This window comes from Bradyrhizobium sp. 18BD, assembly GCF_054185225.1.
Genome location: NZ_JAVAYL010000001.1, coordinates 321867 through 346681, shown reverse-complemented (window position 1 = coordinate 346681; position 24815 = coordinate 321867). Strand labels below are relative to the sequence as shown.

Genomic DNA, 24815 nt, shown 5'->3' with positions numbered 1-24815 from the left:
AAAAGCAAAAAGGCCGGATCGAGGATCCGGCCTTTTGTCGTTTTGGGTCCGTAGCCCGAATCAGGCCGCCGTCTTCTTCGGCGCGAAGCGGCCGTAGAAGGTTTCACCCTTCGCCGCCATGTCCTCGAGAAGTTTCGGCGGGGTGAAGCGCGAGCCGTACTTCGCCTCGAGCTTGTGGCAGAGCTCGACGAACTTCTTCGTGCCCATGAAGTCGATGTAGGACAGCGTGCCGCCGGTGAACGGCGCGAAGCCGAAGCCGAGGATCGAGCCGACATCCGCCTCACGCGGATCGGTGATGACGTGATCCTCGACCGTGCGCGCGGCTTCCACCGCCTGCACCACCAGGAAGCGCTGCTTCAGCTCCTCGATATCGAGCGTGTCGGGGTCGAGCTGCTTCGGCTGCAACGCCGAGAGACCCGGCCACAGGCTCTTCTGACCCTTGCCCTTCTCGGGATAGTCGTAGAAGCCCTTGCTGTTCTTGCGGCCGAGGCGCCCTTGCGTCTCAACCATCTCCACCATCAGCTTCTTCTGATCGGGGTTGATGGCGTTGGGGCCGAGATCGGCTTCGGTCGCCTTCATGATCTTGAGGCCGAGGTCGAGCGCGACTTCATCCGAGAGCGAGAGCGGGCCCACCGGCATCCCGGCCATCTTAGCACAGTTCTCGATCATCGCCGGCGGCACGCCTTCGAGGAACATCTCGTTGCCCTCGGCGACGTAACGGCCGACGCAGCGATTGGCGAAGAAACCGCGGCTGTCGTTGACGACGATCGGCGTCTTGCCGATCTGCCGGACGTAGTCGAGCGCGGTCGCAAGCGCGACGTCGCCGGTGTTCTTGCCGAGAATGATCTCGACCAGCATCATCTTCTCGACCGGCGAGAAGAAGTGGATGCCGACGAACTTGCCCTGGTCCTTGAAGCCTTCGGCGAGCGAGGTGATCGGCAGCGTCGAGGTGTTCGACGCGAAGATCACGTCCGGCTTCAGATACTCCTGCGCCTTGGCGAAAGTCTCGGCCTTGACCTTGCGGTCCTCGAACACCGCCTCGATGACGAGGTCGACGTCCTTCAGCGCCGCATAGTCGGCGGTCGGCGTGATGCGCGCGAGCAGCTTCTCGGCATCATCAGGCTTGGCGCGGCCCTTCTTGATCTGGTCCTCGATCACCTTCTGCGCATGCGCCTTGCCCTTGTCGGCGCTCGCCTGGTCACGATCGATCAGGACGACGTCGAGGCCGGCGCGGGCCGAGACGTAGCCGACGCTCGCGCCCATGAAGCCGGCGCCGATCACGGCGATCTTCTTCACCTTGGTTGCGGGCACGTCCTTCGGACGGCGCGCGCCCTTGTTGAGCTCCTGCATCGACAGGAACAGGCTGCGGATCATCGCCGCCGCTTCCTTCGAGCGCAGCACCGAGGTGAAGTAGCGCGACTCCACACGAAGCGCGGCGTCGATCGGCAACTGCAGGCCCTCATAGACGCAGCTCATGATCGCGCGTGCGGCCGGATAATTGTCGTAGGTCTCGCGGCGATAGATCGCGTTGCCGGCCGGGAACATCATCATGCCGGCCTTGGAGAACACCGGACCGCCAGGGAGCTTGAAGCCCTTCTCGTCCCAGGGCGCGACGGCTTTGCCGCCGCCCTTGATCCAGTCCTTTGCCGCCTTGATGAGATCGGCAGCGGGAACGATGGCGTGAATCAGGTTGAGCGCCTTGGCCTTCTCGACGGTGACCGGGTCGCCCTTGAGCAGGATCGTCATCGCGTCCTGCGGCGGCACCAGGCGCGGCACGCGCTGCGTACCGCCGGCGCCGGGGAACAGGCCGACCTTGACCTCAGGCAGGCCGAGGCGCGTCTTGGGATTCTCCGCGGCCACGCGATAGTGGCAGCACAGCGTGATCTCGAAGCCGCCGCCGAGCGCGAGGCCGTTGATCGCAGCCGCCCACGGCTTACCCGACGTTTCGATCGAGCGCAGCACCAGCGAGAAGCGGCGGCTCTGGTCGAACAGCATTTGGTTCGCAGCGGTCTCGCCTTGCTCCCTAAAGACCTTTGCGTAGGCCTGGTTCATGCCTTCGAGCATGGACAGATCGGCGCCGGCGCAGAACGCTTCCTTGGCGGAGGTGATGACGACGCCCTTCACTGCGGCGTCGGCCGTGGTTTCCTTGACGATCGCGTCGAGCTCGCTGGTCGAGGTCTCGTCGAGCACGTTCATCGAACGTCCGGGGATGTCCCAGGTGACGAGCGCGATGCCGTCAGAATCGGTCTCAACCTTGAAGTTCTTGTAAGCCATGTTGGTTGCTCCCCTATCCTTAGACGCGCTCGATGATGGTCGCGGTGCCCATGCCGCCGCCGATGCACAGCGTGACGAGAGCGGTCGACTTGTTGGTGCGCTCGAGCTCGTCGAGCACGGTGCCCAGGATCATCGCGCCGGTGGCGCCGAGCGGATGGCCGAGCGCGATCGCACCGCCATTAACGTTGATCTTGGCGTTGTCGATGTCGAAGGCCTGGATGTAGCGCAGCACGACCGAAGCGAAGGCCTCGTTGAGCTCGAACAGGTCGATGTCCGACTTCTTCATGCCGGAGCGCGCGAACAGCTTTTCGGTGACGTCGACCGGACCGGTCAGCATCATTGCCGGCTCGGAGCCGATATTCGCGAACGCGCGGATCTTTGCACGCGGCTTCAGGCCGTACTTGCTGCCCGCCTCCTTGCTGCCGAGCAGCACGGCGCCGGCGCCGTCGACGATGCCCGAGGAGTTACCGGCGTGGTGCACGTAATTAACGCGCTCGATCTCCGGATGCGACTGCACGGCGACGCCGTCGAAACCGCCCATCTGCGCGATCATCGTGAACGCCGGCTGCAGCTGCGCCAGCGACTGCATCGTCGTCGAGGGACGCATGTGCTCGTCCTTGGCGAGGATGGTGAGGCCGTTGATGTCCTTCACCGGCACGACCGACTTGTTGAACCGGCCTTCGTCCCAGGCCTTGCCGGCGCGCTGCTGGCTCTGCACGGCATAGGCGTCAACGTCGTCGCGCGAGAAGCCGTATTTGGTGGCGATCAGATCGGCCGAGACGCCCTGCGGCATGAAATAGGCCGGCACGGCCATCGACGGATCCATCGGCCAGGCGCCGCCGGAGGCGCCGATGCCGACCCGGCTCATCGACTCCGCGCCGCCGCCGATCACCAGTTCATGCTGGCCGCTCATCACCTGCGCGGCGGCAAAGTTCACGGCGTCGAGGCCCGAGGCGCAGAAGCGGCTGATCTGCACGCCGGGGACGGCTTCGCCGAGGCCCGCCTTCAGTGCGGCAAAGCGCGCGATGTCACTGCCGGCTTCGCCGACCGGATCGACCACGCCGAGCACGACGTCGTCGACGGAATCTTCCGGCAGGTTGTTGCGGTCCTTCAGTGCCTTCAGCGGCACGGTGGCGAGCGCGAGCGCGGTCACCTCGTGCAACGAACCGTCAGCCTTGCCGCGACCGCGCGGGGTTCGGACGTGGTCGTAAATATAGGCGTCTGCCATGGGAGCCTCCTGATTGCAGTTATCTTGTCATGACCGTCGCGCGGTCGGAATCCTGGGTCGAGCGTGAATTCTCAGAACGCTTCCGCCGGCAATTCCATGATGGTGGCGCAGCCGGCCTGGATGCGCGCGAGATTGGCGGCGGTCTCCGGCAGCATGCGCTCCATGAAGAAGCGGCCGGTGACGAGCTTGGTCGAGAGATAGGGCGTCGCCCCACCCTCGGCAATCTTGGCATTCGTCACCTTCGCCATCTTCGCCCACATGTAGCCGAGCGCGACGAAGCCGAAGAGATGCAGGTAGTCGGTTGCGGCAGCGCCGGCATTGTCGGGCTTCGCCATCGCGTTCTGCATCAGCCACGTCGTGGCCTGCTGGAGATGGCCGAGCGAAGCCGACAGCGGCGCGATGAAGGGCTTGAGCGCCTCGTTGCCGCCGTTCTCCTTGGCGAAGGCCATGACCTCGCCGAAGAACGCCATGATGGCGCGGCCGCCGTCACGCGGCAGCTTGCGGCCGACGAGGTCGAGCGCCTGGATGCCGTTGGCGCCTTCATAGATCATCGCAATGCGCGCATCACGCACGAACTGCTCCATGCCCTGCTCGGCAATGTAGCCGTGGCCGCCATACATCTGCTGCGCCTGCACCGCGTTGGCGAAGCCGTAGTCGGTGAGGAAGCCCTTCAGCACGGGAGTCATCAGGCCCATGTGGTCGTCGGCGGCCTGGCGGTCCTTCGGGTCCTCGGAGCGATGAGCGACGTCGCTCTTCAGCGCGGTCCACATCACGAAGGCGCGCGCGGCCTCGTTGAAGGCGCGGATCGAGAGCAGCGTGCGACGCACGTCGGGATGCACGATGATCGGATCAGCCGGCTTGTCCGGCGCCTTGACGCCGGTGAGCGCGCGGCCCTGGATGCGCTCGCGGGCATAGGCGACCGCGTTCTGGTAGGCGACCTCCGACTGCGCAAGGCCCTGAACGGCGACGCCGAGGCGGGCCTCGTTCATCATCACGAACATGCCCTGCATGCCCTTGTTCTCTTCACCGATCAGCCAGCCGGTGGCGCTGTCGTAGTTCATCACGCAGGTGGAATTGCCGTGGATGCCCATCTTGTGCTCGATCGAGCCGCAGACGACGCCATTGCGTGCGCCGACCGAACCGTCGGCATCGACCAGGAATTTCGGCACCACGAACAGCGACACGCCCTTGATGCCGGCGGGTGCGCCCTCGATGCGGGCAAGCACGAGGTGGATGATGTTCGGAGCAAGGTCATGCTCGCCGGCCGAGATGAAGATCTTGGTACCCGTGATCTTGAAGCTGCCGTCGGCCTGGCGCACCGCCTTGGTGCGGAGCATGCCGAGATCGGTGCCGCAATGCGGCTCGGTCAGGTTCATGGTGCCGGTCCACTCGCCGGCGACCATCTTCGGCACGTAGGTCTTCTTCTGCTCTGGCGTGCCGTGCACCAGCAGCGCCGCGGTCGCGCCCATGGTGAGGCCGCCATACATCGAGAAGGCCATGTTGGCGGAGATCTGGAATTCGTTGACCGCCTGCGAGAGCGTCACCGGCAGGCCCTGGCCGCCGAACTCCTGCGGCGCGGAGAGACCGAGCCAGCCGCCCTCGGCGACCTGCTTGAACGCGTCCTTGAAGCCCTTCGGCGTGGTGACGCTGCCGTCATCGGCGCGCTTGCAGCCTTCGAGATCACCCACACGATTCAGCGGCTGCAGCACCTCTTCGGCGAGCTTGGCGGCTTCGCCGAGGATCGCTTCGCGCACGTCGCTCGACGCATCGGAGAAGCCGGCCAGATTGTCGTAGCGGTCGATCTGGAAGACGTCGTTGAGCAGGAAGTTCACGTCTTCAACGGGGGCTTTATAGATCGGCATTGCGGTCTCCCGGCAGGGCTTGAAAGGATGGAAGTCTCTAGGATTGGGCGGCGAGCTGCTCCGCCATCAGGCGGTGCAGCATGTTGATCGCCTTGAGCGGACGCACCATCACCTTGAAGTTTGTGATGCGTCCTTCGCTGTCGAAGGTGATGATGTCGACACCGTTGATCTCGATGCCGTCGATGACATTCTTGAATTCGAGCACGGCGCCGTTGGCGCTTCGCCATTCACCGACATAGGTGAAGCCCGGGCCGCCGAGCACCTTCTCGGCGCTGGCGAGATATTTGAAGGTGATGTCGCGGCCGCGCTGGGGCGAATGCACCACGGGGCTTTCGAACACGGCGTCGGGATGGAGCAGCTCCCACAGCGCCTTCTGGTCGTGGGACTTCATGAAGGCGTACCAGGAATCGAGGCCGGTCATTGTCAGAATGCCTCCCTAGATAAAGGCCTTGGCAAAAAGCTCGAAAACAACCCCATGCACAGTAGCGAGGGGGTTGATTCCGCTGGGTTTTTGGATCGGACTCAAGCCCCGATCTTGGGCCACCTCATATGCACATTGACGCATATGCACCAATGCGCATAAAGTCAAGTCAATTGGTCGGGACCTCTATCTATAAGGGAGAGCTGGTGCCATGGCGCTGGGCGACGCAATCCTCGCATGCCTGACGGAACGTCCGATGACGGGCTACGAGCTCGCCAAGACATTTGACTCCTCGATCGGCTTCTTCTGGAAGGCCGACCACCAGCAGATCTACCGCGAGCTCTCCAAGCTGCGCGACCGCGGCTACATCCAGGGCCGCGAAGTCGTGCAGTCGGGCAAACCCAATAAACTCATCTATACGCTGACTCCCGAAGGCCGAACAGCGCTGCGGCACTGGGCCGCGCGGCCGAGCACGCCGCCCTCGATCAAGGACGACCTCCTGGTCCGGCTGCATGCGCTCGACAGCATCGACATCGAGCCCATGCGCACCGATCTGATGGACCGACTGGAGCACCACCGCGACCGCCACGCCAATTACGAGCGCATCCTCAAGAAGCGTTTCCCGGAAGGGACGGCGTCGGGTGTGCTCGACCTCGGTAATCTGCTGCTGCTTCAGCTCGGCGCCCGCCACGAGCAGATGGTGGCGGACTTCTGCGAAGAGGCGCTCGACGCGCTCTCGGCGATGAGCGGCAAGGGCACGGTGGTGACGCTGGAGGATGGCAAGCGCGAGAAGGGCTAGGAAAAGCGCTGATCCGTAGCCCGGATGGAGCGAAGCGAAATCCGGGATTCATGCAACGGGCGCCGGTCCCGGATTGCGCTGCGCTCCATCCGGGCTACGCACCTTCGCGAGGCCGCCCCAGGTTCCCGCCGCCCAACTTTAAGCCACCGGCGCCGCATTCCTTAACCCGTTATTTACCGTAACAGGAAAAAGTCGGTTTTCGAGGCAGACGACCCGCGTCAAATCCGATTGTCTTTACAACCGGCGCGCGTGGGGAGACTGGAGGCGCCGGGTGGGGCGCCGGAGTCGGAACCGGACAGAGTCATGAATTCGCGCGTATCGTGGAGTGTTGACGGCATCGATCCATCCGTCCGGGAGCGGGCCGAAGCTGCTGCGCGCCGCGCCGGCATGTCACTCAACGATTGGCTGAACTCCACGCTCGGCGAAACTGCCCCGCCGAACTTTCGCGGACCTTACGATCAACGTCAGGATCAGCGTCCGCAACACATGCCGAACCCGATGCCGAGCGGGGAGAGTCGCGAAGTCGCCGACATCCATCAGCGGCTCGATGCGATCACCCAGCAGATCGAACGGATTTCAAAGCCCGCCGCGCCGCGCCCGGATGTGTCGCGCGAGCAGGGCGTCGCGCGCCAGCTCAACGACGCGATCTCGCGGCTCGATGCGCGCCTGTCGCAGATCTCCCGCCCGCAGCAGCCGCAACAGCCTCAGGCCCCGCGGCCGGCCGCCCCTGCCCCGTCCCCCCTTGAAATGCGCCAGCGCCAGGCCGATGCGGTCGAGCGTGCCGCCGCGCAGGTCTATCGCAACTCGCCTCCCCTGAGCCCTGCTTCGTTCGACGTCGCGGTCGCCGAGATCACGGCGCGGCAGAGCGAGCTCGACGGCTTTGTGCCGCGCCATGTGCCGCCGCGCGCCGCGCCGTCGATTACGCCCAGCGCTGCTCCTTACGCGCCGACCATGACACCAATGGCGGCGCCGCACGCGCCTGCCTATGCTCCGCCGCCACCCCAGCCGGGGCCGGATTTCTCGTCGCTCGAGCGCCATCTGCTCAAGATCACGAGCCAGATCGAGTCGCTGCAGCGCCCTGACAATACCGAGCAGGCGATCAACGCCTTCCGCAGCGAGCTCGCGGAAATCCGGACCGCCATCACCGAGGCGATGCCGCGGCGCGCGATCGAATCGATCGAGAACGAAATCCGCTCGCTGCACCGTCGCATCGACGAGACCCGGTCCAACGGCACCGACGGCCAGGTTCTGTCGGGCATCGAGCGCGCACTGTCCGACATCAAGCAGGTGCTACGCACGCTGACGCCGGCCGAGCAGCTCACCGGCTATGACGAGGCGATCCGCAATCTCGGCGGCAAGCTCGACCTGCTCCTGCGCGCCAATGACGATCCGTCGACGGTGCACCAGCTCGAAAGCGCGATCTCGGCGCTGCGCGGCATCGTCTCCAACGTCGCCTCCAACGAAGCGCTGGCACGTCTGTCCGAAGACGTGCAACTGCTATCGTCCAAGGTCGACCAGGTCACCCGCGCCTCCGGCCACAGCGACGGCTTTGCGGTGCTCGAGCAGCGCATCGCCGCGCTCACCGCCGCGCTGGAAACACGGGAGCGGCCGCAGCCGGCCGAGAGCACCGAGCATCTCGAAGCCGCGATCCGCGCGCTGTCGGATCGTTTCGACCGCATGCAGGTCGGCAACGATTCGGCCTCGACTTTCGCGCATCTCGAACAGCGGGTCTCGTACCTGCTGGAGCGGATCGAGGCCGCCGCCGATCCGCGCAACAGCAATCTGAGCCGCGTCGAGGACGGGCTGCACGACATCCTGCGTCATCTCGAGCGGCAGCAAGCGACCTATTCGGCTCTCGCCGAGAGCCGCAGTTCCGCACCGCCTGCCGATACCGGCGTGGTCGATCTGGTCAAGCGCGAACTCTCCGACATCCGCTTCAGCCAGGCCGAGACCAACCGCAGCACCCAGGACTCGCTCGACGCCGTCCACAGCGCGCTCGGCCACGTCGTCGATCGCCTCTCGATGATCGAAGGCGATCTGCGCGCGGTTCGCAGCGCGCCGCCGGCGCCTGCACCTCAACCCATGGCGATGCCGATGGCCGCGCCGATGGAGCACGCGCCGATGGCGCGCGAGCCGCGGCAGCAGGCACCGCAGCAGCCGAAATACGATCCGAAGCCCGAGCTGCCGAACCCGGCCGCCGCTCAACATCCGGCGCAGTCCGCCTTCGTCGCCGCGCCGCGCGAATTCCACGCCGCAGCACCAGTCGCGCCACCGCCGCCGGTGCCGGTGGCCGCGCCCGTTCCGCCGCGCGCGATCAGCGAGATCCTGGAGCCGCATACGGCGCCCGCGCGCGCTGCGATCGCGCCGGAGCTGCCGCCCGATCATCCGCTCGAGCCGGGCACCCGGCCGGGCGGCCGCGTTGCCACGCCTTCGGAGCGCATTGCCGCTTCCGAGAACGCTATCAGCGAAATCCCGGCCGCGCCGAAAGAGCCGGTGTCGTCGTCGAGCTTCATCGCCGCCGCGCGCCGTGCCGCGCAGGCCGCGGCCGCGCAACCGCCCGAGAAGCCCGCCCGCGGCGTCAAGGCCGCGATCGCTGCGCGCGCCAAGGACAAGGGCAAGGACAAGGGCCAAGCCCAGGCAGGCAGCTCGACCATCACCTCGAAGATCCGCTCGCTGCTGGTCGGCGCGAGCGTGGTCGTGATCGTACTCGGCACCTTCAAGATGGCGATGACCCTGCTCGACGGCGGCGGCGCGCCGCCGGCGCCGCAGGCGATGGAGAATTCGGCCAGCGAGCCGGCGCCGCGACCCGCGCCGCCCCCGGTCGAGAGCAAGCCTGCTGTGCCCGAGCAGATCACGCCGTCGATGACCTCGCCGACGCCGATCGGGAAGCAGTCCCAGAACAATTCCGCGCCGTCGCTGCCCGCGAACGCCGGGAACTCGGCTTCGGTCGAAATCCCGCCCGCTCCGGCTCCGGTCGCGCCGCCGCCTGCTGCCTCCAGCGAGGTCACCGGTGCGCTGTCCGGCGCCAGCCGTGCCAGGCTGAGCATGGTCCAGGTGCCGCCGAGCGAGAAGCTGCCCGACGGCATCGGCGGCCCCGGCCTGCGCACCGCCGCGATGAAGGGCGATGCCACCGCGGCCTACGAGGTCGGCGTGCGCTTTGCCGAAGGCAAGGGCGTGGCCGCGAACTATGACGAAGCGGCGAAGTGGTATGACCGCGCGGCGCAGGCCGGTGTCGTGCCCGCGACCTTCCGCCTCGGCACGCTCTATGAGAAGGGCCTCGGCGTGAAGAAGGACGCCGACATCGCCCGCCGCTACTACACGCAGGCCGCCGAGCGCGGCAACGCCAAGGCGATGCACAATCTCGCGGTGCTCGATGCCGACGGCGGCGGACGCGGCGCCAATTACAAGAGCGCGGCGCAGTGGTTCCGCAAAGCCGCCGATCGCGGCGTCGCCGACAGCCAGTTCAATCTCGGCATCCTCTATGCCCGCGGTATCGGCGTCGAGCAGAACCTCGCCGAGTCCTACAAATGGTTCAGCCTGGCGGCTGCCCAGGGCGATGCCGACGCGGCCGGCAAACGCGACGACGTCGCCAAGCGCCTCGACCCGCAATCGCTCGCCGCCGCCAAGCTCGCGATCCAGACCTTCAGCGCCGAGCCGCAGCCCGACGATGCCGTCAACGTTCCCGCCCCGAACGGCGGCTGGGACAGCGCGCCGCAGGCGAACGCGAAGCCCGCGCCGAAGCCGGTCGCGACCAAGCGCTCGGCCTCGGCGGCGCACTGAGCTCTAAATCCGACCAAGCGAGCCACGGGCTCGGTGCACCTCTCCCGCTTGCGGGAGAGGTCGGCGCATAGCGCCGGGTGAGGGCTTTCTCCTCTTGGGGAGTCTCACTGCGGAGACACCCTCTCCCCAACCCTCCCCCGCAAGCGGAGGAGGGAGCGCACCTCCATCGTCGCTACGACTGCTTCATACCCATTCACCACGCCCAAAGTTCCTGAGCGCGCCCCGCCTCAAATTCCGCTATTGAAAGACGCGGCAATCGTTCCGACCTTCCCGCGAGCATTCCGCGCTAGTCGTTCCGTCTCGCCGGTGCGTGGTTCAATGCAGCTCTATCTCCCGATCGCCGATCTTCCGGTCAACGTCTTCCTGGTGCTGGCGATGGGCACGGCGGTCGGCTTCGTCTCCGGCATGTTCGGGATCGGCGGCGGCTTCCTGATGACGCCGCTCTTGATCTTCATCGGCATCACGCCGGCGGTCGCGGTCGCTTCCGTCGCGAGCCACATCGCGGCCTCATCCTTTTCCGGCGCGCTGACCTATTGGCGGCGGCGCGCGATCGATCCGGCGCTGGCGAGCGTCCTGCTCTGCGGCGGCGTGACCGGGACAGCGCTCGGCGTGTGGACGTTCACGCAGCTCCGCGCCCTCGGTCAGCTCGATCTGATGATCGCGCTGTCCTATGTGGTGCTGCTCACCACGGTCGGCAGCCTGATGTTCTCGGAGGGCCTGCGCGCCCTGATGCGAACCCGGCGCGGCGCGGTGCCACCACGGCGCACGCATAGCTGGATCCACGGCCTGCCGCTGAAGATGCGATTCAAGCGCTCGAAGATCTATCTCTCGGTGATCCCGGTCGTGATCGTCGGCATCGTGATCGGCTTCATCGGCGCCATCATGGGGATCGGCGGCGGCTTCATCCTGGTGCCGATCATGATCTATCTGTTGCGGGTGCCGACCTCGACGGTGATCGGGACGTCGATGGTGCTCACCCTCGTCACCATGCTGTTCGCGACCATGCTGCATGCGGTGACCAATCACCTCGTCGACGCCGTGCTGGCGCTGATCCTGATGGTCGGCGGCGTCACCGGCGCGCAGTTCGGCGCCCGCGCCGGCCAGAAGATCCGCGGCGAGCAACTCCGGCTGCTGCTGGGCCTGTTGATCCTCTCGGTCGGCGTCCGCTTCGCGATCGAGTTGGTGATCCGCCCCGAGGATCTCTTCACCATCCGCGAGTTAGGGGTGAGCGGATGAGGCGCGCGCTTCTCGCAAGTCTCCTCATCCTGCTGCTCGGATCAGTCGCGCAGGCCGAGCGGCTGATCGTGTCGGTCTCCAACCATCGTGTCACCGTGACGCCGAACTATTCCGGCGAAGAACTGGTGCTGTTCGGCTCGGTCGAGAAGGACGCCACGACGCCCGCCGACCGCACGGCCTACGATCTCGTCGTCACCGTGATGGGCCCGCGCGCCGACATGGTGACGCGGCGCAAGGAGCGCAAATTCGGCATCTGGATCAACGCGGATTATCGCCAGTTCCTGGAGGTGCCGAGCTATCTGGCGCTGTTCGCCAACCGGCCGTTCGACCTCATCACCTCGCCCGAGATCGCGCGGCGCCAGCAGATCGGGCTGAACAACGTGCTGCTGACCCAGCGCGTCAGCGGCGACTATGCCGATGTGGTGCCGAATGACGCGTTCCGCTCGGCCTTCATTCGCCTGCGCACCCAGCGCGGCCTCTATCGCGAGGACGCCAGCGCAGTGACGTTCCTGACCCCGACGCTGTTCCGCACCGGCATTCCGCTGCCGGCGGAGGTGCCGATCGGCACCTATGAGGTCGAGATCAAATTGTTCGCGAATGGCGCCCTGATCACCAAGACCGAGACCGCCTTCGAGATCGTCAAGGTCGGCTTCGAGCAGTTCGTCGCGACGACCGCGCGACAGAACGGCCTGATCTATGGCCTCGCCGTCGCGGCCATGGCGCTGATGACGGGCTGGATGGCGTCGATCGTTTTCAGGAAGGACTAGCCTTCGTCATTGCGAGGAGCCCGCGACAAAATTGCGAAGCAATTTTGCGCTGGCGACGAAGCAATCCAGACTGCCTCCCGCGGAAAGATTCTGGATTGCTTCGCGGAGCCTGTCATCGGGCCGCGCTTCGCGCGGACCCGTTGGCTCGCAATGACGGCTGCGACAGTCACGGCGCCTCGATCACCGTCGGCACGCCCGGCTCCAGCAGCCGCAGCCGCGTCCCGAAGCCGAGCACGTCGAAGGTCTTGCGCAGATCCTCGCCGTTCTGGCGGAAATGCGCCCAGCCTTCGGTATGAACCGGAACGATCATCGCATCGGGAAAGGCGCGCGCGGTCTCGATGGTGTCGTTGGTATCCATGGTGAGGTGGAACGGCCCGCGCGTCTGCGTCGCCCCCGCGAACGGCATCACAACGCCGCATTTGAAGCGGCGCGCGACCTCGGCGACGCCGTCGAACCAGGTGGTGTCGCCGCTGATATAGACCGCGCTGGTATCCTTCCGGCTCGAGGTCACCACGAAGCCGATCACGTCGCCCGACAGCAGCTCTATGCCGGCCGGGCCGTGACGCGCTGGCGTCGCGGTGATCGTCAGGGTGTTGCCGTCGTCGTCCTTGAGATGCGCGGTCGCCCAGGGCGCGAGGCCCTCGACATGACCGCCGAGCCGTTTTGCACCGGCCTCGGTCGTCAGCGCGCGCGGCGCTTTGAGCAGATAGTCGCGGCCGGAATTGTCGAGATTGTCGGAGTGCTGGTCGTGGCTGAGCAGCACGGCATCGATCGGGCCGATCGAATCGGCCTTGAGAGCCGGGCCGATCGTCTTCTCCAGCTTCACATGCGGGAGCTGGTAGGCGCCGGGCGCGTCGAAGGTGGGATCGGTGAGCAGGCGGAAGCCGTCGATCTCGATCAGCGCGGTGGGGCCGCCGATCAGCGTGATGGAAATGGGCATGAGACAACTCCTCTTACGCGACCGGCTTGGCCGGCCGCGTCACCAGGTAAATGCCGAGCGCCACTGGAATGATCCCGAGCAAGTCGCGGGCCTCGACATGCTCGCCGAGCACGATGAAGGCGAACAGCATGCCGAGCGGCGGCATCAGGAAATGATAGGCGCTGGCAGCGGTCGCGCCACACACTTTCAGGAGATGAAACCAGAGCCAGTAGGCGAGGATCGAGCCGCCCAGCACGAGGAAGGCGAAGGCGCCGATCAGACTCGGCGTAAAGTCGATCGCATGCACATCGGCGAAGGTGAGCGCGACCGGCGTCAGCACGATGCCGGCAGCGAGATTCTGCACGCCGTTGCCGATCCACAAGGACCCCTTCGGCGCCAGCAGCTTGAACAGGATCGTGCCCGCGACGATGGAGGCGAGCGAGGCCAACGTAAAAATGATGCCGTGAAGCGAGTCGGTGCCGACCGCGAGGCGGTGCCAGACGATCAGGGTGACGCCGATGATGCCGAGCAGCAGGCCGCTCGCCTTGCGCCAGGTCATGCCTTCGCCGAGCAACAATGCGGCAAGCGCGGCGGTGAACACCGGATTGGCCGAGACGATCAGGCCGCCGAGGCCGGCGGAGACCGATTGCAGACCGGTATAGCCGAGCCCGAGATACAGCGCGTTGTTGGCGATGCCGAGCACCGCGAAGATCGCGGCATCGCGCCAGGACAGCGACCAGCCGTCGCCGCGCACCAGCGTCGCCCCGAGGATCAAGATGCCGGCGAGCGAGAAGCGCGCGGCGAGCAGGATCAGCGGCGGGCAATGGGTGACGCCGATCTTGCCGGCGACGAAGGCATAGCTCCAGAGCAGGCAAAACAGGCCGATGGCGAGCGGCAGCGTGTTGAAGCGGCTGCGGGGGGCGGGAAGCGAGGTGGCGAGGGACATGAGGGCATTCTCGGATGTTTTCTTCTGACCCTCGATCTAGGGAGCCTGCTTGTCATTTGGAAATTAAATGATTAACTTCCTGTCAGTGGATTTTCGAATGGAGGCAGACATGCTCGATCTTGAGCTGCTGCGCAGCTTCGTCTCGGTGGTCGAGGCCGGCGGCTTCACCCGCGCCGGCGAACGCGTCCACCGCACGCAATCGACCGTGAGCCAGCAGATCAAGCGGCTGGAGGAGGACGTCGGCCAGGTGCTGCTGCACCGGGACGGCAAGGACGTGCGCCCGACTGAAGCCGGCGAGCGGCTGCTGTCCTATGCGCGGCGGCTGCTCACGCTCGCCGAAGAAGCGCGTGACGTGCTGCGCGAGCCCGACAGCGAAGGCGCGATCCGGCTCGGCATCCCCGAGGATTTCGCGGCGTATCGGCTGGCAAAACTTCTCGGCGCGTTCTCGCGCTCGCATCCGGGCCTGCGGCTGGACGTGCGCGCCGACCAGAGCAAGAACCTCGCCCGCGATCTCGAACGCGGCGAGCTCGACCTTGCGCTGTTCAAGCGCGAGGCCGGTGCAAAGGGCGCAATCGCGGTGTGGCCGGAGCGGGTGCACTGGGTCACCAGCAAGAGCCATCCGGTCGACGTCACCGCATCGTCAGTGCCGCTGATCGGCTTTCCACTCGGCTGCCTCTATCGCGCCGGCGCCATCCACGCACTGGAAAGCGCCGGGCGCGCCTGGCACATGGCCTATTCGTCATCGAGCCTTGCCGGCATCCAGGCCGCGGTCGCCGCCGGCATGGGCCTTAGCATTTTGTCCGAGATGTCGATCCAGTCCGATCATCGCGTGCTGACCGCGAAGGACGGCTTTGCACCAATCAACAGAACCGAGGTGGCGCTGATGGCCTCACCGGATGCAAGCCCGGCCACGCTGCGCCTTGCCGATCGGCTCGCCGAGTTCTGCGATGCGGTGCAGGCGAAGGCGGCCTGAGCTCGCACCTCAGTTCGCCACCAGCCTGTCGCCGCAGGCATTTGCGTAGAACTTGCCGCCGCATTGGCGCTTGATCGCAGCGCAGCGGGCGGCGGGGGATGCGTTCTGCGGGACGGTGAAGGCGCAGCTCAAGCCATCGGCACTGCGGCCGGATTTGCCGGCCGCGAACGCGGCGCTGGATGCGGCGATGCAGACGACGAGCAGAGCGGCGGCGGCGATTTCGATCAGCAATCGCGTCAGCAGTCCCGTCAGCAGTCTCATGGACTTCCTCCACACTGATGGCTGAATCTGCCCGCAATCTAGCACCGAATCCCGGTTTCTCCGTGCTCCTCCGGGTTCCCAAAGCGGCCCGTTCCTTGCATAATTTTACGCCAGCGCAGTGCACGGCCGCACCAGCGATGGTTCCGGTGCAGCGGCAAGACGCTTAGGGTGAGTGGTGTTTGTTTTCGCGACCAGGAAGTGACGGCCTTGCAAGATCAATCGTTCCAGCCAAATTTGCCCGCCTCCGACCAGCCCATCGACGAACTGGCGCTGGCCGAGATCAAGGGCGCGATCCTGGCGAAGCTGCGCCTTGCCATCGGCAAGGACGCCGGTATGGCGACCAAGCATGACTGGTACCAGGCCGCCGCGTTGGCGCTGCGCGACCGCATCGTGCATCGCTGGCTCACGGCCGAGAAGCGCAGCTACGATGCGGGCCGCAAGCGCGTCTATTATCTCTCGCTCGAATTCCTGATCGGGCGTCTCTTCAGCGACGCGCTGAACAATATGGGGCTGCTGAGGATCTTCGACGTCGCGCTGGGAGATCTCGGTGTCTCGCTGCCCGAGCTGCGCAAATGCGAGCCGGATGCGGCGCTCGGCAATGGCGGTCTCGGCCGTCTCGCCGCCTGCTTCATGGAGAGCATGGCGACGCTGTCGATCCCCGCGATCGGCTACGGCATCCGCTACGATTTCGGCCTGTTCCGCCAGATCATCAATCAGGGCTGGCAGCAGGAATATCCCGACGAATGGCTCGGCTTCGGCAATCCCTGGGAATTGCAGCGGCCGGAAGTGATCTACGACATCAATTTCGGCGGCGGCGTCGAGCATGTCGATGACAAGGGCCGCGACCGGGCGATCTGGCACGCGAGCGAGACCGTGCTGGCGATCGCCTATGACACGCCGATCGTCGGCTGGCGCGGCCAGCACGTCAATGCGCTGCGGCTGTGGTCGGCGCGCTCGCCCGATCCGCTCAAGCTCGACGCCTTCAACAAGGGCGACTATGTCAGCGCCAGCGCCGAGCAGTCGCGCGCGGAAGCGATCTGCAAATTCCTCTATCCGAACGACGAGAGCCCGGCGGGCCGCGAGCTGCGGCTGCGGCAGGAATATTTCTTCGTCTCGGCTTCGCTGCAGGATCTGGTCAAGCGGCATCTCGCCTCCGACGGCCAGTTGCGCAGCCTGTCCTCCAAGGTCGCGGTGCAGCTCAACGACACCCATCCGAGCCTCGCCGTCACCGAGCTGATGCGCATCCTCGTCGACCTCCACAATTTCCGCTGGGACGAGGCCTGGAAGATCACGGTCGCCACCCTCTCCTACACCAACCACACGCTGCTGCCCGAGGCGCTGGAGACCTGGCCGGTCGAGCTGTTCGAGAAGCTGCTGCCGCGGCATCTCGAGATCATCTACCGTATCAACGTGCAGCATCTGGCGCTCGCCGAAGCGCGCGCGCCCGGCGACATCGACTTCCGCGCCTCGGTCTCGCTGATCGACGAGAAGAGCGGCCGCCGCGTGCGCATGGGCCAACTCGCCTTCGTCGGCTCGCATCGCATCAACGGCGTCTCGGCGATGCATTCGGATTTGATGCGCGAGACCGTGTTCCACGACCTCAACCATCTCTATCCCGGCCGCATCACCAACAAGACCAACGGCATCACTTTCCGCCGCTGGCTGATGCTGGCGAACCCGAAACTGACCGATTTGTTGCGCGAGACCTGCGGCGACGCCGTGCTCGACGACCCGACCCAGCTCTCGCTGATCGAGGCGCGCGCCAGCGACGTCGAATTCCAGAAGAAATTCCGCAGCGTCAAGCACCATAACAAGACCGCGCTGGCGCGCCTGATCGGCGAGCGGCTCGGCATCAAGGTCGACCCGAGCGCGCTGTTCGACGTGCAGATCAAGCGCATCCACGAATACAAGCGCCAGCTCCTCAACGTCATCGAGACGGTCGCGCTGTACCAGGCGATCAAGGACGATCCCAACGGCAATTGGGTGCCGCGGGTGAAGATCTTCGCCGGCAAGGCGGCGGCGAGCTACCGCTACGCCAAGCTGATCATCAAGCTGATCAACGACGTCGCCGAGGTCGTCAACAACGACCCGGCGATCGGCGGCAAGCTGAAGGTCGTCTTCCTGCCCGACTACAATGTCAGCCTCGCGGAGGTGATCATTCCCGCGGCCGATCTGTCCGAGCAGATCTCGACCGCCGGCATGGAAGCCTCCGGCACCGGCAACATGAAGCTGGCGCTCAACGGCGCCATCACCATCGGTACGCTGGACGGCGCCAATATCGAGATCCGCGACCATGTCGGCACGGAGAACATCGCGATCTTCGGCATGGAGGCCGGCGACGTCATGATCCGGCGCAAGCAGGGGCTGGACGCCTCCGACGTGATCCGCAGATCGCCGAAGCTCCAGCGCGCCATCAACGCGATCGGCGCCGGCGAGTTCTCGCCCGGCGATCCCGGCCGCTTCGAATCGATCGCGCATGCGCTGCGTTATCTCGACCATTACATGGTCAGCGCCGATTTCGATTCCTATTACGAGACGCAGCGCGCGGTCGATGCACGCTGGCAGGTGGCGCCGGCGTGGACGCGCGCCTCCATCCTCAACGTCGCGCGCATGGCGTGGTTCTCCTCGGACCGCACCATCCGCGAATATGCCGAGGAGATCTGGAACGTGCCGGTCAATCCGACCACGCCGCTGCTGCCTGACCTGCGCGACGTCGCCGGTTGATATTTCCGCGGCACGGACTTCCATTATCTCGGACGTCATTGAACAAGACGGTGCCGACTGTCATATGATGACCGTCAGCGCACCGCTTGTCATTGCGAGGAGCGCAGCGACGAAGCAATCCAGACTGTCTCCGCGGAAATAGTCTGGATTGCTTCGCTGCGCTCGCAATGACGTTTGGGGAGACACCGAGGACTACAATGCACGCAAAACTTCCGCACCCGTTCGACGACGCCACGCGCATCACCGCGGGTGACAGCAGTTGGCAGGGGCACACCAGCGACGATTACTGGGCCTTTGTCGGCCCGTTCGGCGGCGCCACGGCTGCAACGATCCTGCGCGCGCTGATCGAGCACCCGCAAGCCGCCGGCGATCCGCTAGCGCTGACCGTCAATTACTGCGCGCCGATCGCCAAAGGCCCGTTCGATCTCGACATCCGCCTGGTGAAGGCCAATCGCTCCAGCCAGCACTGGAGCGTCGAACTGTCGCAGGGCGGTGGCGAGGTTGCCACACTCGCCACCGCCGTGTTCGCCGAGCGCCGGCCGTCCTGGGAGCACAGGGTGGCGCAATATCCCGAAACAAAGCCGTTCGAACAGACGCTGCCGTTCCCCAAGATCTCGGCGTCCTGGGCCAACCAGTACGAATTCCGCTTCGTCGAAGGCGAGATGCGGCTCGGCCCGCCGCAGGCGGAGCTTGCCAGCACCTATTCGAAGATCTGGATCAGCGACCGCACGCCGCGCAAGCTCGACATGCCGTCGCTGATGTCGATGTCGGATGCCTTCTTCGGCCGCATCTTCCACGCGCGGCGCGAGCTGGTGCCGTTCGGCACGGTGTCGCTGACGACCTATTTCCACACCGACAGCGAAGAGCTCGCCGCCGAAAACATCACACGCGTGCTGGCGACGGCCGATTCGAAGATCATGCACAAGAGCTACGCCGATCAGAACGCCGAGCTGTGGTCGCCGAACGGACGGCTGCTCGCGACGACGACGCAGATCGCGTATTTCAAGGCGTAGCTGGTTCCGCAACCTCCTCATTGCGAGGAGCCCGCGACAAAATTGCGAAGCAATTTTGCGCTGGCGACGAAGCAATCCAGACTGTTTCCGCGGAGACAGCCTGGATTGCTTCGCGGAGCCTGTCATCGGGCCGCGCTTCGCGCGGACCCGTTGGCTCGCAATGACGGCGTGGAGAGATCGTGCCACAAACAAAAAGGGCGGCCTCACGGCCGCCCTTTCGTATTTCAGGGGATGCGAACTTACTCCGCTGCGATCTTCACGTCCGGAGCAGCCGCGCGCACTTCGGCGTCGACCTGGGCTTCGAACTTGGCGAAGTTCTTCTGGAACATGCCGACCAGCGCGCGTGCGGTCTTGTCGAACTCGTCCTTGTCCTTCCAGGTGTTGACCGGGTTGAGGATCTCGTTCGGCACGCCCGGCAGCGCGGTGGGGACAGCGAAGCCGAAATATTTGTCGGTGCGGAATTCGACGTTGCGAAGCGAGCCGTCGAGCGCGGCGGTGAGCAGCGCGCGCGTTACCTTGATCGGCATACGCGAGCCGACGCCGTACTTGCCGCCGGTCCAGCCGGTGTTGACCAGCCAGCAATCGACATTGTGCTGGGCGATGAGGTCGCGCAGCATGTTGCCGTAGACGGACGGATCAAGCGGCAGGAAGGGCGAGCCGAAGCAGGTCGAGAACTCCGGCTGCGGCTCGTTGCCGAGACCGCGTTCGGTGCCGGCGACCTTGGCGGTGTAACCGGAGAGGAAGTGATACATCGCCTGCGCCGGCGAAAGCTTTGCGATCGGCGGCAGCACGCCGAAGGCGTCGGCCGCGAGCATCACCACGTTCTTCGGCTGTGGCGCGCGGCCGGTGCGCGAAGCGTTCGGGATGAAGTCGAGCGGATAGGCCGAGCGCGTGTTCTCGGTCTTGGAGCCGTCGTCGAAATCCACCACGCGGGTGTCTTCGTCGAGCACGCAGTTCTCGAGCACGGCGCCGAAGCGCGTCGACGCAGCATAGATCTGCGGCTCGGCTTCCTGCGACAGCTTGATGCACTTGGCGTAGCAGCCGCCTTCGAAGTTGAAGACGCCGTTCGGGCCCCAGCCATGCTCGTCGTCACCGATCAGCGTGCGGTTCGGATCGGCCGACAGCGTGGTCTTGCCGGTGCCCGACAGGCCGAAGAAGATCGCGGTATCGCCCTTGGCGCCGACATTGGCCGAGCAGTGCATCGGCATCACGCCGCGCTCGGGCAGGTAGTAGTTCAGCGTGGTGAAGACCGACTTCTTCATCTCGCCGGCATAGTAGGAGCCGCCGATCAGGACGATCTTGCGGGCGAAATCGATCGCGACGACGTTCTCCGAGCGCACGCCGTGACGTTTCGGATCGGCGCGGAAGCTCGGCATGTCGATGATGGTGAGCTCGGGCACGAAGCTCGACAGCTCGACCGCCTCGGGGCGGATCAAGAGCGTGCGGATGAACAGCGAGTGCCAGGCGAGCTCGGTGAAGACGCGCGTCTTGATCCGGTAGGCCGGATCGGCGCCGCCATAGAGGTCCTGCGCGAACAGGCTCTTGCCTTCGGCGTGCTTGAGGAAGTCCTGGTAGAGCGTCTCGAACTGCTCTGCGGTGATCGACTGGTTACCGGCCCACCACATCTTCGTGTCGGTGGTGGCGTCACGCACGGTGAACTTGTCCTTCGGGCTGCGGCCCGTGAACTCGCCGGTGTCGGCGCACAGCGCGCCGTCGGCGGAGAGCACCGCCTCGCCCGCTGTGAGCGAGTATTGATAGAGTTGCGGCGCACCGAGGTTCCAGTGAACCTGCTTGAGATTCTTTAAGCCGAATTTGTCGGCGCCGAAGGCACCGTTGCGCACGCCCGTCTCTTGCACGAAAAAATCCTCCTAGAACCCGCGACACTCAGCGCGATCAAGCTTTGGCGCCATCGCAGTCACCGTGAATTACAGACCATCCGGCCTCGGCTGAACGACCTAATACTGATGAACGCAGGCGTTGCCAAGCTGATCCCGCAGGATTTGGTTTATTCAAGGACCGCGCCAAACGTCGCGCATGTCAGCTCTGAGCAGGCGCATCAAAAAATCGCAAATGATCGCGCAACCAAATGCAGGATTCAGCGTTATTCATAGTTATTGCGACGCACAATCCCGCCGGAAGGTCTATCGTACCTCACCCTCACCAATCAGCGCGAACGGCCCCCACATCGCGGGATAGGCATTGCGCGACGATGAAGTGTCATCAACGTACATTAACATTGCACGGCGCAATGCTTCGGCACGACCGATTTTTGGTTCGTTTTTGAGCAAGGCGAAAGTCGACGTGGTCAAGCGGGTAGCAGCTTCCGAATCCACTGCCCAATGCGAGACCAGCAGCGCGCGGGCACCGGCATAGAAGAACGAGCGCGCCAACCCCGAGAGCGCCTCTGCGCCGGGCTTGTCACCGGCGATGGTGTTGCAGGCCGACAGCACAACCCAATCCGCATTGAGCTTGAGCTGCGCAACCTCGCTCGCGGTCAAGAGGCCGTCGTCGAGCTCGGACGGCTGATCGGGGATCGAGAGTGCAAGCGAGGGCTCACCCAGTCCCTTGACGTCGCCTGCAACGAGGCCGTGGGTGGCAAAGTAAATGATGCTGTATTGAGCAAGCGCTGCACGCTTGAGCGTCGTTTCGCTGGCGTCGCGGCCGAGATGGATATCGCCTTCGGGCGCGCCGAGATCCTTGGCCACCGCGTTCAGTTCGTCGGCGGTGTCGGGCAATTGCGGCAGCGCCTGCGCGAGCCGCGCGCGATCGACGCCGGCACCACGCCAGAAGTCGGTGTAGGCGATCGTCGCGATGCTGCGTGCGGCAACCTTGCCGCCTGCGGCGCGACGATCGGCCGGCCCTTCGGCCGCAGGGTTGAACACGGGATCGCCGAAGCCGGTCATCGGCTTCACGCCCTGATCCCGGCGCGCAAACGCACGCAGCGATTTCAGGCTGATCACCGACGGCAGCACAGAGACGGCCTGACGCCGCAACAGCCAGGCGGCGTTGCGATAGCCTTCGAACGTGTCGGGGATGGCAGCCGGCGGCTTCTCCGTGACGAGCAGATGAAACGGCAATGCGGTCAGCGCAGCCGAAGGCACCACGAGCAGGTTGCGCTTGTCCCTGGTCAGCGGCTCGACCGGGCCGAGCAGCGCGGCATAGAGATCGTTGGCGAGCGCGAGGTCGAACAGTCCCGATTTGCCGGAGGCGTCGCGGGCCTTGCCGACGTCGAGCCCTTTTCGGAATGCAGCCACCTTCTGCGCCAACGCATCCGCCCCGAGCGAAATCTCCTTCCAGTCGGTGCCCTCGCGTGTGATCGCGATGACATAGCTCTGCTTGTCGACGACGGAATAGATCGTCATCGCCTCATCGGCCGACAGCAAAGGCTGGATGTCCTTCACCGCGAGCGGCAGCGGATTGGAAAGCGAGGCATAATCGGGAAACTCGATGGCGAGGGTCTTCTGCAGGCCGGCGCGCTCGTTTGCGATCGCACCGATCCGGGCACGGCTGCGCTGCTCGGCCGCGAGGTCGCGTTGCCCGGCTTGCTTGGACACCGCCGAGACGATTGCCTTGTCGAGCGCCTCGGATTCGGACCCGAGATCCTGATCCTTGCGCACGAGCTCGGCGAGCCGGTCGCTGCCGGCGGCAAGCCGCACCGCGAGCTTGTTCACGGCGGAGGCGGCGGACGATTGCGTGCCGCGCTGGATCGCGGCCAATGCCTCGTCGAGCGCCTTGTCATCCGGCAAAAGATGTTGCTGGCGCGCGGAAAACAGGATCGGCAGCACCACGCGCAGCTGCGCGCGATCGCTGCTGAGCGTCCGTTCCGCGAGCGGCAGCGCGTCGGCGGTGCGCCCGGACACATAGAGGAAATAGGCGAGATTGCTGGTCGAGGTCAGAACATCAGGATGATCCGGTCCGAGCGCACGCTCGCGAATGACAAGCGCGCGGCGGTAGAGCGGCTCGGCATCGGCGTAGCGCTTCTGATGCTCGTAGAGCCCGGCGAGATTGTTCAGCGAGCGCGCAACATCGGGATGATCGGGGCCCAGCACCTTTTCGCGGATGGCGAGCGAGCGCTTGATCGGCGCCTCGGCATCCGCATCGCGATTGAGGTCGCGATCGACCTGACCGATATTGTTCAGGACGGTGGCGACCGCGGGATGCTCGGGTCCGGCGGCCTTTTGATAGATCGCGAGCGCTCGCTGGAACAGCGGCTCCGCCTCGGCCTGCCGTTCCTGCTTGACGTAGAGCGTGGCGAGATTGTTGAGGGCACGGCCGACATCAGGATGCTCGCGCGACAGGCCCTTCTCGCTGACGGCCAGCGCACGCTTGAACAGCGGCTCGGCTTCAGCGAAGCGGCCCTGGCGCTGATAGAGCGCGGCGAGATTGGTCAGCTCGGCCGAAAGCAGCGGCGTGTCGAGACCGAGCGATTTTTCCATCAGCGCGATGGCGCGCTTGTAGAGCGGCTCGGCCAGATCGTCGCGGCCCTGGCCGGCATAGACCTGACCGAGATTGTTGAGCGCGGCGGCAAGCTCGCGGCCGTTGTCGCTCTTCTCCAGGCTCGCCACCATGCCCTGCGCGAGCGGAAGCGCTTCCGAATATTTGCCGGCGCCCATGAGCGCGTTGATCCGCGCGCTTTCCGCGGCGAGGCCTTTCTGGGCAAAGGCTGGCGTCGCAAGCGATCCAGCGATCACGAGCGCCAAACCCGCGATCAGCGTCAAACGACGGCGTGCCATGAACCCTCTCGCTGCGAGCCTTGAGACCATTACGCTCTTGGGTCGCGGCGATAGGGGGCAGCGTTCAAAGAGCTGCGCCCTGGTCCAGCTTTTTGCGCGCCTCGCCAGCAAGGCGAACCAGCATCTTGCGCAGCGCCGTGCCGTCGGTCACGCGCTCCGGGAAATCCAGCCGCAGCGCCGTCTGGCCATCCTGCATGTCGAGACCCTCAGGATCGCAGCCGGTGCAGCGCCAGTCTCCGGAGGCGGCGCCAAGGAGCTGCGTCGCGTAGAGGCCCATGGCGTCGCGGTGGTCGGCGTTCATGTGCTCGACGGCCCCCTCCTCGGCCGCCAGCAGGTCATCGGCTCCGGTAAGGTCCGTCAGGAATTGCTCCGGCTTCAGATCGACGATTCGGCCGAAGCCCGCGACCAGATGGGTTCCCGTGGGGTGGATCCGGAAGAACGAAAAGTCCTTAAATGAAACAAAGGCTTCCGCCGATGGATGGGCATTGAGATACCGCCGCTGGAGGAGTTCCTTGTCCGCACCGGCCTGCTCGGCCCGTCCGGACAGCATGATCCGGGCGCCTTCCAGGGGATCGCCGGCGGCGCGCTCGTCCAGCATCAGCGAGACCCGGCTGTCTGCCACGATATTCTTGGTGTGCACGGCCAGACCGGAGATCAGCAGGATCGGAGAGCCGTCGGGGTGGCTGGCCAGATTGACCAGGGAACAATAGGGATCGCCGCTCCCGGCCATCAATGTTGCGAGAGCCCCCTGCCGCGACCGCCGCAGCAGCGATTTGGCGAGCTTCTCGGGGGCGAAATCGGGGGTCGGTTGCATTGGCTTTCTCGGCTCAGGTGGTTGCAAGGAGGGTCTTTTTTCGGGTAAACGGGGGCCTGGTTATG

General features: G+C 65.3%; 17 protein-coding genes. 7 read left to right on the top strand and 10 right to left on the bottom strand.

Annotated elements, in window-relative coordinates:
• Positions 1-60 precede the first annotated feature (60 nt).
• The 4 genes from RAD16_RS01655 to RAD16_RS01640 form a co-directional block, all read right to left on the bottom strand.
• Complete coding sequence (locus tag RAD16_RS01655) at positions 61-2274, bottom strand: FAD-dependent oxidoreductase (protein ID WP_458156143.1); 2214 nt, start codon at positions 2272-2274, stop codon at positions 61-63.
• 19 nt (positions 2275-2293) lie between these two features.
• A complete protein-coding gene (locus RAD16_RS01650) occupies positions 2294-3502 on the bottom strand; it encodes an acetyl-CoA C-acetyltransferase (protein WP_458156142.1) in 1209 nt (402 codons plus the stop codon).
• A gap of 71 nt (positions 3503-3573) precedes the next feature.
• On the bottom strand, positions 3574-5364 hold the full coding sequence (locus RAD16_RS01645) for an acyl-CoA dehydrogenase C-terminal domain-containing protein (RefSeq protein ID WP_458156141.1): 1791 nt from the start codon (positions 5362-5364) through the stop codon (positions 3574-3576).
• 37 nt (positions 5365-5401) lie between these two features.
• Positions 5402-5785 (bottom strand): nuclear transport factor 2 family protein, encoded by a 384-nt coding sequence (locus tag RAD16_RS01640; RefSeq protein WP_458156140.1) that lies wholly within the window; start codon positions 5783-5785, stop codon positions 5402-5404.
• A gap of 211 nt (positions 5786-5996) precedes the next feature.
• Here RAD16_RS01640 and RAD16_RS01635 point away from each other — a divergent pair, with 211 nt between their 5' ends.
• The 4 genes from RAD16_RS01635 (at position 5997) to RAD16_RS01620 (ending at position 12367) form a co-directional block, all read left to right on the top strand.
• On the top strand, positions 5997-6584 hold the full coding sequence (locus tag RAD16_RS01635; protein ID WP_458156139.1) for a PadR family transcriptional regulator: 588 nt from the start codon (positions 5997-5999) through the stop codon (positions 6582-6584).
• A 303-nt stretch (positions 6585-6887) separates the two neighbouring features.
• Complete coding sequence (locus RAD16_RS01630; protein WP_458156138.1) at positions 6888-10364, top strand: hypothetical protein; 3477 nt, start codon at positions 6888-6890, stop codon at positions 10362-10364.
• Positions 10365-10682: 318 nt separating this feature from the next.
• Positions 10683-11600 carry a sulfite exporter TauE/SafE family protein gene (locus RAD16_RS01625; RefSeq protein WP_458156137.1) on the top strand — a complete coding sequence of 306 codons (918 nt, stop codon included), beginning with the start codon at positions 10683-10685 and terminating at the stop codon, positions 11598-11600.
• Complete coding sequence (locus RAD16_RS01620; RefSeq protein WP_458156136.1) at positions 11597-12367, top strand: TIGR02186 family protein; 771 nt, start codon at positions 11597-11599, stop codon at positions 12365-12367. Before RAD16_RS01625 ends, RAD16_RS01620 begins: the two co-directional genes overlap by 4 nt.
• Positions 12368-12533: 166 nt before the next feature.
• On the opposite strand, the gene RAD16_RS01615 is transcribed toward RAD16_RS01620, so the two are convergent.
• Positions 12534-13307, bottom strand: a complete 774-nt coding sequence (locus tag RAD16_RS01615) for an MBL fold metallo-hydrolase (RefSeq protein WP_458156135.1) — start codon at positions 13305-13307, stop codon at positions 12534-12536.
• Between the two features lie 13 nt (positions 13308-13320).
• Entirely contained in the window at positions 13321-14232 is a 912-nt protein-coding gene (locus RAD16_RS01610) for a DMT family transporter (protein ID WP_458156134.1), read from the bottom strand.
• A gap of 109 nt (positions 14233-14341) precedes the next feature.
• Between RAD16_RS01610 and RAD16_RS01605 the strand changes: the two genes are divergently transcribed.
• Positions 14342-15205, top strand: a complete 864-nt coding sequence (locus RAD16_RS01605; protein ID WP_458156133.1) for a LysR family transcriptional regulator — start codon at positions 14342-14344, stop codon at positions 15203-15205.
• 9 nt (positions 15206-15214) lie between these two features.
• On the opposite strand, the gene RAD16_RS01600 is transcribed toward RAD16_RS01605, so the two are convergent.
• Positions 15215-15466 (bottom strand): hypothetical protein, encoded by a 252-nt coding sequence (locus tag RAD16_RS01600; protein ID WP_458156132.1) that lies wholly within the window; start codon positions 15464-15466, stop codon positions 15215-15217.
• Between the two features lie 207 nt (positions 15467-15673).
• Here RAD16_RS01600 and RAD16_RS01595 point away from each other — a divergent pair, with 207 nt between their 5' ends.
• Together RAD16_RS01595 and RAD16_RS01590 are read left to right on the top strand one after the other, a co-directional pair.
• Positions 15674-18190, top strand: a complete 2517-nt coding sequence (locus RAD16_RS01595) for a glycogen/starch/alpha-glucan phosphorylase (protein ID WP_458156131.1) — start codon at positions 15674-15676, stop codon at positions 18188-18190.
• 197 nt (positions 18191-18387) lie between these two features.
• A complete protein-coding gene (locus tag RAD16_RS01590; RefSeq protein ID WP_458156130.1) occupies positions 18388-19203 on the top strand; it encodes an acyl-CoA thioesterase in 816 nt (271 codons plus the stop codon).
• 239 nt (positions 19204-19442) lie between these two features.
• On the opposite strand, the gene RAD16_RS01585 is transcribed toward RAD16_RS01590, so the two are convergent.
• From RAD16_RS01585 to RAD16_RS01575, 3 genes are all read right to left on the bottom strand, one after another.
• Entirely contained in the window at positions 19443-21059 is a 1617-nt protein-coding gene (locus RAD16_RS01585) for a phosphoenolpyruvate carboxykinase (protein WP_458156129.1), read from the bottom strand.
• 285 nt (positions 21060-21344) lie between these two features.
• The gene (locus tag RAD16_RS01580) at positions 21345-23936 is read right to left on the bottom strand and encodes a CHAT domain-containing tetratricopeptide repeat protein (protein ID WP_458156128.1); all 2592 of its coding nucleotides are present in this window, start codon (positions 23934-23936) and stop codon (positions 21345-21347) included.
• Positions 23937-24000: 64 nt separating this feature from the next.
• On the bottom strand, positions 24001-24750 hold the full coding sequence (locus RAD16_RS01575) for a HugZ family pyridoxamine 5'-phosphate oxidase (protein WP_458156127.1): 750 nt from the start codon (positions 24748-24750) through the stop codon (positions 24001-24003).
• Between the last annotated feature and the right edge of the window lie 65 nt (positions 24751-24815).